General features: G+C 67.2%; 9 protein-coding genes. 6 read left to right on the forward strand and 3 right to left on the reverse strand.

Annotation, left to right across the window (positions count from 1 at the left end; genetic code table 11):
* The first annotated feature begins 9 nt into the window (after nucleotides 1-9).
* From D457_RS0106620 to D457_RS0106630, 3 genes are read left to right on the forward strand one after another with little or no spacing between them, the layout of a single operon-like run.
* On the forward strand, nucleotides 10-1,002 hold the full coding sequence (locus tag D457_RS0106620; protein WP_017579860.1) for a branched-chain amino acid ABC transporter permease: 993 nt from the start codon (nucleotides 10-12) through the stop codon (nucleotides 1,000-1,002).
* A complete protein-coding gene (locus D457_RS0106625) occupies nucleotides 992-1,873 on the forward strand; it encodes an ABC transporter ATP-binding protein (RefSeq protein ID WP_017579861.1) in 882 nt (293 codons plus the stop codon). Before D457_RS0106620 ends, D457_RS0106625 begins: the two co-directional genes overlap by 11 nt.
* A complete protein-coding gene (locus D457_RS0106630; RefSeq protein ID WP_026116402.1) occupies nucleotides 1,866-2,726 on the forward strand; it encodes an ABC transporter ATP-binding protein in 861 nt (286 codons plus the stop codon). Before D457_RS0106625 ends, D457_RS0106630 begins: the two co-directional genes overlap by 8 nt.
* A 96-nt stretch (nucleotides 2,727-2,822) precedes the next feature.
* Here D457_RS0106630 and D457_RS0106635 read toward each other — a convergent pair whose 3' ends face one another.
* The 3 genes from D457_RS0106635 to D457_RS0106645 form a co-directional block, all read right to left on the reverse strand.
* Nucleotides 2,823-4,055, reverse strand: a complete 1,233-nt coding sequence (locus tag D457_RS0106635; protein ID WP_017579863.1) for an ABC transporter substrate-binding protein — start codon at nucleotides 4,053-4,055, stop codon at nucleotides 2,823-2,825.
* 287 nt (nucleotides 4,056-4,342) lie between these two features.
* Entirely contained in the window at nucleotides 4,343-5,596 is a 1,254-nt protein-coding gene (locus D457_RS0106640; RefSeq protein WP_039831035.1) for an ABC transporter substrate-binding protein, read from the reverse strand.
* A 451-nt stretch (nucleotides 5,597-6,047) separates the two neighbouring features.
* Nucleotides 6,048-6,473 (reverse strand): PaaI family thioesterase, encoded by a 426-nt coding sequence (locus D457_RS0106645; protein ID WP_017579865.1) that lies wholly within the window; start codon nucleotides 6,471-6,473, stop codon nucleotides 6,048-6,050.
* Between the two features lie 118 nt (nucleotides 6,474-6,591).
* Here D457_RS0106645 and polA point away from each other — a divergent pair, with 118 nt between their 5' ends.
* The 3 genes from polA (at nucleotide 6,592) to rpsA (ending at nucleotide 11,937) form a co-directional block, all read left to right on the forward strand.
* Nucleotides 6,592-9,354 (forward strand): DNA polymerase I, encoded by a 2,763-nt coding sequence (polA, locus tag D457_RS0106650; protein WP_026116403.1) that lies wholly within the window; start codon nucleotides 6,592-6,594, stop codon nucleotides 9,352-9,354.
* 48 nt (nucleotides 9,355-9,402) lie between these two features.
* Nucleotides 9,403-9,846, forward strand: a complete 444-nt coding sequence (arfB, locus tag D457_RS0106655) for an alternative ribosome rescue aminoacyl-tRNA hydrolase ArfB (RefSeq protein ID WP_026116404.1) — start codon at nucleotides 9,403-9,405, stop codon at nucleotides 9,844-9,846.
* 588 nt (nucleotides 9,847-10,434) lie between these two features.
* Nucleotides 10,435-11,937, forward strand: coding sequence for a 30S ribosomal protein S1 (rpsA, locus tag D457_RS0106660; protein WP_017579868.1), 1,503 nt, complete (start codon nucleotides 10,435-10,437; stop codon nucleotides 11,935-11,937).
* Nucleotides 11,938-12,029: the final 92 nt, after the last annotated feature.

Raw genomic sequence — 12,029 nt, forward strand, 5'->3', positions numbered from 1 at the left:
AGGTAGACGATGGATATTTTCTTGATCCTCGCCGAGTCCGCCCGATCCGCGGTGGGACCGGTGGCCGCGATCTACGCGCTGGCCGCGATCGGACTGAACCTGCACTTCGGTTACACGGGGTTGCTGAACTTCGGTCAGGTCGGGTTCATGCTGGTGGGCGCCTATGGCGTGGGTATCAGCGTGGCGGTGTTCGAGCTGCCGTTGCTGGTCGGGTTCGCGCTGGGTGTGGCCTGTGCGGTGGTGTTGGCGCTGTTGTTGGGTATTCCGACGCTGAGGTTGCGTGCGGACTATCTGGCGATCACGACGATCGCCGCGGCCGAGGTGCTGCGGCTGGTGTACCGGGCCGGGTTCGCGGAGCCGCTGACCAACGGTGTGTACGGGTTGCAGAACCTGTCGGGTGAGTTCCGTACGTGGAACCTGATCTTCGATCCGGGTGAGCGGTACGGGATCGGCGCGTTCTCGTTCAGCGGTAACCACATGTGGTTGATGGCGGTGGCGTGGGGTCTGGTGGCGTTGACGGCGTTGCTGACTTGGCTGCTGATGCACAGCCCGTGGGGCCGTGTGGTGAAGGGCATCCGTGAGGACGAGGAGGCGGTGCGCAGCCTCGGTAAGAACGTGTTCGCCTACAAGATGCAGGTGCTGGTCCTGGGCGGCGTGATCGGTGCGCTGGCGGGCTGTCTGATGGCGGTGCACCAGGGTGCGATCCAGCCGGACCAGTTCAAGCCGCAGGTGACGTTCTTCCTGTGGGTGATCCTGCTGCTGGGTGGTGCGGGCCGTGTGTTCGGTCCGATCGTCGGTTCGATGGCGTTCTGGTTCCTGATGACCTTCACGGACAGGTTCCTGCGGGGTCTGGGTGCCGAGGGTTATCTGCCGTTCCTGTCGGGTCCGGACTTCGGTGCCATCCAGCTGGCGTTCGTCGGTGTGATGCTGGTGCTGTTGATCGTCTTCCGGCCGCAGGGTCTGATCGGTGACCGCAAGGAGATGTTGATCAATGTCAAGTGACGAGGTGAACGCCTCCGGGGCGGGTGTCGAGGTCGACCGGATGGTCGGGGCGGTTCCGGAGCCGGGTTCGGTGAAGTCGGATCCGATTCTGATCGCTGACGGGGTGAAGCGTTCGTTCGGTGGTCTGACCGCCGTGGACGTGAAGCACCTGGAGGTGCAGCGGGGGACGATCACGGCGTTGATCGGTCCGAACGGTGCCGGTAAGTCGACGCTGTTCAACCTGTTGACCGGTTTCGACCGGGTCGATGGCGGCCGCTGGTCGTTCGAGGGCAAGCAGATCAACGGCAAGAGCGGTCACCAGGTGGCGCGGGCCGGGATGGTGCGGACGTTCCAGCTGACCAAGGCGCTGACGCGGATGACGGTGCTCGACAACATGTTGTTGGGTGCTCCGGGTCAGACGGGTGAGCGGATGGCCGGTGCGTTCCTTCGCCCGGTGTGGGGTCGTCAGGAGAAGGCCAACACCGTCAAGGCGATGGAGCTGCTGGAGCGGTTCAAGCTGATCGACAAGCGCCAGGACATGGCGGGTTCGTTGTCGGGTGGTCAGCGCAAGCTGTTGGAGATGGCTCGTGCGCTGATGACCGATCCGAGCATGATCATGCTGGACGAGCCGATGGCGGGTGTGAACCCGGCGTTGGTGCAGTCGCTGCTGCACCACATCACGTCGTTGCGTGATGAGGGCAAGACGGTGCTGTTCGTCGAGCACGACATGGACGTGATCATGGGGATCAGTGACTGGATCGTGGTGTTGGCTCAGGGGCGGGTGATCGCGGAGGGTCGGCCTTCGGACATCCGGTCCAACCAGCAGGTGATCGACGCCTACCTGGGTGCCCAGGACGTCGAGGGCGAGGCCCAGGGGAGTGGCGATGACTGAGGAGAACGGGAGCCTGCGCCCGGAGCCGGAGGAGATTCCGGTGGAGGCGGAGGAGGCCGTGGTCGTTCAGGAGCACCGTGAGGAGCTCTTGGAGCATGCGATGGCGGAGTCCTTGGAGGTGGGTGGTCCGGAGGACTACCTGCTGTTGGCCAAGGACGTGGTGGCCGGTTACGTGCCGGGGGTGAACATCCTGAACGGGTGCACCCTGACTCTCACCGAGGGTGAGGTCGTGGCGATCATTGGTCCGAACGGTGCCGGCAAGTCGACGCTGATCAAGACGATCTTCGGGTTGCTTCCGGTTCGTGGGGGTTCTCTGACGCTGCGGGGTTCGAGTATCGCGGGGTTGGCGGCGCACTCGTTGGTGGAGCGGGGTGTGGGTTATGTCCCGCAGACGCGCAACGTGTTCCCGTCGTTGACGATTGAGGAGAACCTCCAGATGGGGGCTTTCCTGCGGCCGCGGACGTTCAATGAGCGGTTCGGTGTGGTGGCGGGTCTGTTCCCGCTGCTGGCGGACCGGCGTCGGGCGAAGGCGGGGTCGCTGTCGGGTGGTGAGCGTCAGATGGTGGCCATGGGCCGGGCGCTGATGATGGACCCGTCGGTGCTGCTGTTGGACGAGCCGACCGCGGGGTTGTCGCCGATCTACCAGGAGGAGGTCTTCCAGCGGGTCAAGGAGGTCAACTCCACGGGTGTTTCGGTGATCATGGTGGAGCAGAACGCGCGGCGTTGTCTGCAGATCTGTGACCGCGGTTATGTGTTGGACCAGGGCCGGAACGCGTACACGGGTTCGGGTCGGGACCTGTTGAACGATCCGAACGTGATCGAGTTGTACCTGGGGACGCTTGCGAAGGGCTGATCCGGGCGTGTGAAGGGGGCGGGACCCGTTGCGGGTCCCGCCCCCTTCGGTTGTTCTGGGGCCGGTGTGGGGCGCCGGCGTCGGGCTTGGGGTGGGTCAGCCGTTGGTGTACTCGATGTAGTCGAGGATTTCGTAGCCGTCGGGGCCGAAGTGGAAGACTTCGAAGGTGGCGGCGGTGGGGTCGCCGTTGTCGTCGAAGTCGATGTTGCCGCTGGTGCCCTGGTAGTCGATGGCCTGGCCGTCGTTGATGAGGTCGCGGCAGGCGGCGAAGGTGGTGCATTCGGTGCCGTTGGGGCGGCTGACCTCGGCGATGTGCTCGACGTAGACGGTGGGTTCGGTGGATCCGGCTGATTCGGCTGCCAGGGCGATCGTGGTGACGCAGTCGAAGATGTGCGGCGCGAACTGGAAGACCTCCAGGCTGGGGTCGAACTCGCGCAGGCCTTCGTTGAACTCGGGGTTGTCGGCGCTGGGGGCGATGCCGGTGGTGCCGGTGATGGCGTCGGGTGAGGCGACCCCGATGGTTTGGCCGAGGTCGGGGTCGTTGAGACCGTCGGTGAGGTAGAACTGGCTTTCGATGCCGCTTTCGATCAGTGCGGCCATGAGCTGTGTGCCCTCTTGGAAGGAGATGAGGGCGACGGCGTCGGCTTCTGCGGTGACTGCGGCGGTGATGACGGCGCCGAAGTTGGTGGCGTCGGGGTCGTAGGTCTCGGTGAGGACGACGTTGGCGCCCAGGGCGTCGAGCTCGGCTTGGACGGCGTTGAGGTAGCCGTTGCCGTAGTCGTCGGCGCGGGCGATGAGTGCGACGTCGGCGTGGTTGTCGTCGAGGATCTTCTGGGCGAGGACGGGTCCGGCGAGCAGGTCGCTGGGTGCGGTGCGGAAGTAGTAGCCGCCGTCGTCGATGTCGCTGAGGTCGGGTGAGGTGTTGGAGCCCGAGCACTGGACGATTTGTGCGCCGGTGATGGTGTCGTAGCTGGCCTGGGTCATGGCGGAGGCGGCGGCGCCGATGACGGCGTTGACGTTGTCGGAGACGAGGTTGTTGGCTGCCTGGTTGGCCTGGGCGGCGTCGCCGGCCTCGTCGGCTTGGATGGGTGGGGGGACCTCGTTGCCGAGGATGCCGCCGGCTTTGTTGATTTCGTCGATGGCGTAGTCGACGGCGGCTATCTGGGGTGGGGCGAGGAAGGCGAGGGCACCGGTTTGGGGGTAGAGGAGGCCGTAGGTGAACGCGGTGTCGTCGTCGTTGCCCAGGTCGAGGCCTTCGCCGCAGGCGGTGAGGGTGAGGGCGAGGCTGAGGGCTGCTGCGGACAGGGTCAGGGTTTTGTGGGTCGGCATGGCGGTGGTCCGTTCGGGTGGCGGGGGTGCGGCCGGTGTCTGGGGTCGTGGGGCGCTGGCGCTGTGCGGGGGTGTGGTGGCCGTCACCGTTGGAGCGGAGGGTATATACGGCTAGGCACGGCGCGCGGGTGTGCGGCCGTGCCGGTGTGGGGGCGTTCGGGGTACTGATGAGTCCGGGGGTGCGGGGTGTTGTCCCCGCACCCCCGGACGGTGCGCGTCGCTGGCGTTGGCTCCTACCGGGGAACGTGTGTTCTCAGGTGGGGTGCGGCGCTAGGTGTGGTCGGCGGTTACTCGTTCGCCGAGTACTCCTCGAAGCCGAGGGTCTCGTAGCCGTCGTCGCCGAAGTGGAAGACCTCGAAGGTGGCGGCGGTGGGGTCGCCGTTGTCGTCGAAGTCGATGTTGCCGCTGGTGCCCTGGTAGTCGATGTCCTCGCCGTCGTTGATGAGGTCACGGCATTCGGCGAAGCTGAAGCACTCGGTGCCCTCGGGGCGGCTGATCTCCGGCAGGTGCTCGACGTAGTCGGAGCCGTTCACGGACCCGGCGGCCTCCGCGGCCAGCGCGATCGCGGTGACGCAGTCGAAGACCTGCGGGGCGAACTGGAAGACGTCGAGCTCTGGGGCGAAGTCACGCAGGCCGTCGTTGAACTCGGGGTTGTCCGCGCCGGGCGCGACGCCGGTGACGCCGTCGATGACGCTGGGGTCGTCCTCGTTGACGGTCTCACCGAGCTCCGGGTCGTTGAGGCCGTCGGTGATGTAGAGCTGGTCGCCCCCGATGCCGGCCTCGATGAGCTCGGCCATGACCTGGGCGCCCTCCTGGAAGGAGATCAGCGCGATCGCGTCGGGGTCCTCTCCGGTGACCGAGTTGATCACGGAGGCGAAGTTGGTGGCGTCGGGGTCGTAGCTCTCCGTGGTGACCACGTTGGCGCCCTGGGCTTCGAGCTCCTCCTCGACAGCACGGAGGTAGCCGTCGCCGTAGTCGTCGGCGCGGGCGACGATGGCGATGTCGACGTGGTTGTCGTCGATCATCTGGCGGGCCAGGACCGGTCCGGAGAGCAGGTCGCTGGGCGCGGTGCGGAAGTAGTAGCCGCCGTCGTCGATGTCGGTGAGGTCGGGTGCGGTGTTGGAGCCCGAGCACTGGACGATCTCGGCTGCGGTGATGGTGTCGTAGCTGGCCTGGGTCATGCTGGAGGCCGCGGCGCCGATGACGGCGTTGACGTCGGCCGAGACGAGGTCGTTGGCCGCCTGGTTGGCCTGGGCGGCGTCGCCGGCCTCGTCGCCTTCGACGATGGCCGGGACGTCGTTGCCGAGGATGCCGCCGGCGTCGTTGATCTCGGAGATCGCGTACTTGGCGGCTTCGATCTGGGGCGGGCCGAGGAAGGCGAGGGCGCCGGTCTGGGGGTAGAGGATGCCGAAGGTGAATTCTTCGCCGGCCTCCCCGCCGCCGTTGCTGCCGTTGTCGCCGTCACCGTTGCCACATGCGGTCAGCCCGAGCACGAGGGCCGCGGTTGCGGCAGTGAGTCCTAGGACCTTCTTGCTTGCCATGATCGTGGTCACTCCGTTCAACCGGCTGTTCTGCACAGCCGTGGCGATGGTGCTGGTACGTCCTGATGCCCGTGTTGTGTGGCATGCCTTAATCAGGTGCGTTAGCGGAGCTTAATCAGGTATCGGGTGTCAGTGGAAGCCTTGTGGGGGTGTTGCGTCTCAGTCGCCTTCTGCTTGTTATGAGTCTGTAGCCGTGGTGTGGCTGCTCGTTGGACGTGTTCTGACCGTGTCGGTGTGCTTGGTGGCTGGTTGTCATGGTGTGGCGTCGTGGCGTGCTGGTTTGTCCAGTGTCGGTGTCTGGGGCTGTGGCATTAGGCGGGCTTCACTTCTGGTGGTGGTCGTGCTTACGACGACGGGCCCCGCCTCCGGTCGCGCTGGTGCGCGGGGTCCGGGGTGCGGGGCCCGTGGGGTTGGTGTGTCTGCTGGGGCGCTGCCGTCAGGGTGCGTCGCGTTACTGGGGTGCGTCGCGCAGCATGCAGGTCAGTCGGGAGGTGCACACTTTCTTGCCGTTGTCGTCGGTGATGGTGATGTCCCAGGTGGCGAGGGTGCGGCCCAGGTGGACGGGGGTGGCTACCCCGGTGACGTGGCCTTCGGTGGCGGAGCGGTGGTGGGTCGCGTTGATCTCGATGCCCACGGCGATGCGGCCGAACTGCTGGGCGTGGATGGTGGAGCCGATGGATCCGAGGGACTCGGCGAGGACGCAGGAGGCGCCGCCGTGCAGGAGCCCGAAGGGCTGGCGGTTGCCTTCGACCGGCATGCGGCCCACGACGCGTTCGGTGGAGGCCTCGGTGATCTCGATGCCCATGGTCTGGCCCAGTCCGCCGATGAGTGCGCCGGAGTCGATGAGTTCGCGCAGTGTGTCGGCGTCTGTGGTCATGGTGGTGCCTTCCGATCCGGTCAGGTGATCCCGTATCCGGTCGAACCGACCGGGGCGGGGGCGGTGTTCCCGCGGCGATGTCCTCGGGATGTCTGCTGCGCATCCTAGGATTTGTTCTGTGGTGACCAAGCGAGAGACCCCCGAACAGACATCCCCGGCCGACGGCGGGCGCCCCCGCCTGCTTCTTCTGGACGGCCACTCGATGGCCTTCCGCGCGTTCTTCGCGCTTCCGGTGGAGAAGTTCGGTACGAGTACCGGACAATCCACCAATGCCGTCTACGGCTTCGCGTCCATGCTGGTGAAGCTGTTGCGCGATGAGGAGCCGACGCACGTCGCGGTGGCGTGGGACCTGTCGGGTCCCACGTTCCGGGACGAGGAGTACGAGGACTACAAGGGGGGCCGTTCGGAGACCCCGCCGGAGTTCCCCTCCCAGGTGCCGCTGACGCAGGACCTGATGCGGTTGATCGGGGTGACCAACCTGTCGGCGCCGGGGTTCGAGGCCGACGACGTGATCGCCACGCTCGCGCACCAGGGCGGTGCGGCCGGGATGGAGGTGCTGATCGCTTCCGGTGACCGGGACGCCTTCCAGCTGGTGACCGAGGACTGCACGGTGCTCTACCCGGGTAAGAGCCTGTCGGACCTGCGCCGGATGGATCCGGAGGCGGTGGAGGACAAGTACGGGGTGAGCCCGGAGCGGTACCGGGACCTGGCGGCGCTGGTGGGGGAGAAGGCCGACAACCTGCCGGGTGTGCCGGGGGTGGGTCCCAAGACCGCCGCGAAGTGGATCCAGAAGTTCGGTTCGCTGGAGGAGCTGGTCACCCGGGCCGACGAGGTGCCGGGCAAGGCGGGGCAGAACTTCCGTGACCATCTGGACGACGTGCTGCGCAACCAGCGGCTGAACAAGCTGGTCACCGACGTGGCGTTGGACGCGGGTGTGGCGGAGTTGGCGCTGGGCGAGGCCGACCGGGCCGGGGTCGACGCTCTCTTCGACAACCTGGAGTTCGCCTCCAACCTGCGTGAGCGCCTGTACGCGGTGATCCGCTCGGGTCAGGACGAGGCGGAGGGCGCCGGGGACGGCGAGCCCGTCGAGGGCTTCGAGGTGGATGTGACGGTCGCCGGGACCGGCGAGGTGGCGGTCTGGCTGGCCGAGCACGCCGCGGCCGGGGCTCTCAGCGAGCAGGCTCCGGCGGGGCTGGCCGTGGAGGGCGTCTGGGGGCAGGGGACCGGCCGTGTGGATGCCCTGGCCGTCACCGTGCCGAGCGGGGCTTCGCTGTTCGTGGACCCCACCCAGTTGGACGCGGCCGACACCGAGGCGCTGGCGGCGTTTCTGGCGGACGCGGACCGGCCCAAGGTGGTGCACGAGTACAAGGGCGCGCTGCTGGCCCTGGGCGCGCACGGGTGGTCGTTGGGCGGGGTGGTCAGTGACTCCGCGTTGGCGGCGTACCTGGCGCAGCCGGGGCAGCGCCGGTTCGACCTGGCGGATCTGTGCCGCAAGTACCTGGGCCGGGAGCTGGAGGAGGACACCGACGGTGCCCAGATGACCCTGGACCTGGGTGAGGAGGGTGGTAGCGGGCGCGGTCACGCCCTGGCGGTGCGGGCGGCTGCTACCCGGGACCTGGCGGGTGTGCTCGCTGCGGAGCTGGACAAGCGGGGTGGTACCCACTTGTTGCACGAGGTGGAGCTGCCGCTGGTGGACGTGCTGGCGCGGTTGGAGCGTGCGGGTATCGCCGCGGACCGTGAGTACCTGGAGGGGTTGCAGGCGGAGTTCGCCGCGGCTGCCCGGGGCGCGGTGGAGCGTGCGCACGAGATCGTGGGCCGCGAGTTCAACCTGGGTTCGCCCAAGCAGTTGCAGCAGGTGCTGTTCGAGGACCTGGAGCTGCCCAAGACCAAGAAGATCAAGTCGGGGTACACCACGGACGCGGACGCGTTGGCGTGGCTGGCGACACAGACCGACAGTGAGCTGCCGGGGGTGCTGCTGCACCACCGGGATCAGACGAAGCTGCGGACTACCGTCGAGGGTCTGCTGAAGACGGTCGGGGACGACGGGCGGATCCACACCACGTTCAACCAGACGGTGGCGGCGACGGGGCGGCTCAGTTCGACCGACCCGAACCTGCAGAACATTCCGGTGCGCACGGATGTGGGGCGGCGGATCCGGCGGGCGTTCGTGGTCGGTGCGGGCTTCGAGGAGTTGCTCACGGCGGACTACAGCCAGATCGAGCTGCGCATCATGGCGCACCTGTCGGGTGAGAAGGCGCTGATCGACGCGTTCAACAGCGGGTACGACTTCCACGCGCAGATGGCCTCGCAGGTCTTCGGTATCGCAGTGGAGGAGGTCGACGGTGAGGCGCGCTCCAAGATCAAGGCGATGAGCTACGGGTTGGCGTACGGGCTGAGCGCGTACGGGCTGTCGCAGCAGCTGGGGATCGAGCCGGCTGAGGCGAAGAAGCTGATGGAGGACTACTTCGCGAGCTTCGGCGGGGTGCGCGACTACCTGAACGAGGTCGTGGACGAGGCCCGCAAGGTGGGGTACACCGAGACGATCCTGGGCCGGCGCCGGTACCTGCCGGACCTGACGAGTGACAACCGCCAGCGCCGGGAGATGGCCGAGCGGATGGCGTTGAACGCGCCGATCCAGGGTTCGGCGGCCGACATCATCAAGGTGGCGATGCTGCAGGTGGACGCGGCGCTGACCGAGGGCGGGTTCGCTTCCCGGGTGTTGTTGCAGGTGCACGACGAACTCGTGGTGGAGGTCGCGCCGGGTGAGCGCGAGGCGGTCGAAAACCTCGTGACGCACGAGATGGGCTCGGCCTATGATCTGCGTGTTCCGCTGGGCGTTTCGGTCGGCAGCGGGCAGAACTGGCATGACGCCGCGCACTAGTCCGCGTATGGGTTGGGCTGGGCGGCGCTGAATTCGGAGGTGGGGACGGTGGCGGGGCAGGAAGAGACCACGGGAGGTCTGGCCGTGGGACCCGTGACCGTTCCCGCCGACGCGTTGACGTGGCGGTTCTCTCGGTCCTCGGGGCCGGGCGGGCAGCATGTGAACACGTCGGACACCCGGGTGTCGCTGTCGTTGGACGTGGCCTCGTGCCGGGCGCTGGGCGCCACGCGGCGTGCGCGCGCCCTGGAGCGGCTGGAGGGGCGGCTGGTAGACGGGGTATTGACGGTGTCGGCGCAGACGCACCGGTCCCAGGTCCGTAACCGGGTCGAGGCGCGGGAGCGGTTGGCGGCGATCTTGGCGGAGGCGATCGCGCCCCCGCCGCCGGAGCGCCGCAAGACGCGGCCGAGCCGGTCGGCGAAGCGTCGTCGGCTGGAGGCCAAGCGCCGCCGCGGTGACGTGAAGAAGGCGCGTTCGCGTCCGCCGATGGACTGACGGCCGGCGTCCCGGGGCTACCCCGGATGAGTTTCGGTGGGTTGCGGGTGTGCTCTGGGTTCGCTCCGAGTGAGCTTCGGGTGTGTCCTGGTAGCGGCTGGGCCGCTTTCCGATGGCGGTCGGGTGGCTCCCGGATGGCTGTGGGACCGCCCTCCGGTGACGTTCGGGGCGCGTCTTGGTGATTTTTTCCGGACGTGTCCGACCGGTCCCCGGGGGCGGGGTGCGGGGCGCTGCTTGCCCTGTCGGACATGGGCGGGCGCCTAGTTGATCTTCGCCACCGGGCTCCGGTAAATTGCGGCCGATATGGCCTTCGTCGGGTTGGCGGTCCGGGGTTCCGATTGACCAGGACGCCCTTGTCTCATATTCTGGCGTCAGTGTTGTGGGTTCGTGCGGGCGTCCGCTGTCTCAGTAGGGGGCAGGAGGGTTGCACCGCTTCGGTCTCCAAATCTGGACCCGGCGGCTGGCGGTCACGGACGGCTCGTTCCGTAATGTGACCCTCGCTTCTTACTTCTGGACGGCGGATCGACGGGCTCGAACCTGCAACGTGCCCATTTTCTGAACCTGTCCGTATCCGGAGTCCACCCACAAATGACGAGCAGCACCGAGGCCACCTCGACACCCCAGGTAGCGGTCAACGACATCGGGTCCGAGGAAGCCTTCCTCGCGGCGATCGACGAGACCATCAAGTACTTCAACGACGGTGACATTGTCGAGGGCACCATCGTGAAGGTCGATCGAGACGAGGTCTTGCTCGACATCGGCTACAAGACCGAGGGTGTGATCCCCTCCCGGGAACTGTCGATCAAGCACGACGTCGACCCCGGTGAGGTCGTTGCTGTCGGCGACCAGGTCGAAGCCCTCGTTCTCCAGAAGGAGGACAAGGAAGGCCGTCTGATCCTGTCCAAGAAGCGCGCTCAGTACGAGCGGGCCTGGGGCACGATCGAGAAGATCAAGGAAGAGGACGGCGTCGTCACCGGCACCGTCATCGAGGTCGTCAAGGGCGGCCTCATCCTCGACATCGGCCTGCGCGGCTTCCTGCCCGCGTCGCTGGTCGAGATGCGTCGCGTCCGCGACCTGCAGCCCTACGTCGGCCGCGAGCTCGAAGCGAAGATCATCGAGCTGGACAAGAACCGCAACAACGTGGTCCTGTCCCGTCGCGCCTGGCTGGAGCAGACCCAGTCCGAGGTTCGCCAGACGTTCCTCAACACCCTCCAGAAGGGTCAGATCCGCAAGGGCGTCGTCTCCTCGATCGTCAACTTCGGTGCCTTCGTGGACCTGGGTGGCGTCGACGGTCTGGTGCACGTCTCCGAGCTGTCCTGGAAGCACATCGACCACCCGAGCGAGGTTGTCGAGGTCGGCCAGGAGGTCACCGTCGAGGTTCTCGACGTTGACATGGAGCGCGAGCGCGTCTCCCTGTCGCTCAAGGCGACCCAGGAAGACCCGTGGCAGCAGTTCGCCCGGACCCACCAGATCGGTCAGGTCGTTCCCGGCAAGGTCACCAAGCTGGTTCCGTTCGGTGCGTTCGTGCGCGTCGAAGAGGGCATCGAGGGTCTGGTCCACATCTCCGAGCTGGCCGAGCGCCACGTCGAGGTGCCGGAGCAGGTCGTCCAGGTCGGCACTGAGATCTTCGTCAAGATCATCGACATCGACCTCGACCGCCGTCGCATCAGCCTCTCGCTGAAGCAGGCCAACGAGAGCGTCTCGCCCGACCAGGTGGACTTCGACCCCACCCTGTACGGCATGGCCGCGGACTACGACGAGCAGGGCAACTACAAGTACCCCGAGGGCTTCGACGCGGACAGCGGCGAGTGGCTCGAGGGCTTCGAGTCCCAGCGCGACGAGTGGGAGCGCAGCTACGCCGAGGCGCAGGCTCGCTTCGAGGCTCACCGCAAGCAGGTTGAGGAGGCGCTCGCGGCCGAGGCCGACGCCGCCAACGCTCCTGCTCCGGAGGAGGAAGAGGAGGACTACACCGGTGGTGCCGCGCAGAGCACCGGCGGTTCGTCGTCCAGCTCCGACTCCACCAGCGGTGCGCTCGCCTCTGACGAGGCGCTGGCCGCCCTCCGCGAGAAGCTCGCGGGCGGCGAGGCCTAAAGGTCTCATCGCCGGGCTCCGGCCCGAGTGACGGTTTGTTGAAGGGCCGTCCCCACCACGTGGGGGCGGCCCTTCGCCGTGTCCGGGGTGCC

This window comes from Nocardiopsis valliformis DSM 45023, from assembly GCF_000340985.1.
Taxonomy (GTDB): Bacteria; Actinomycetota; Actinomycetes; order Streptosporangiales; family Streptosporangiaceae; genus Nocardiopsis; species Nocardiopsis exhalans.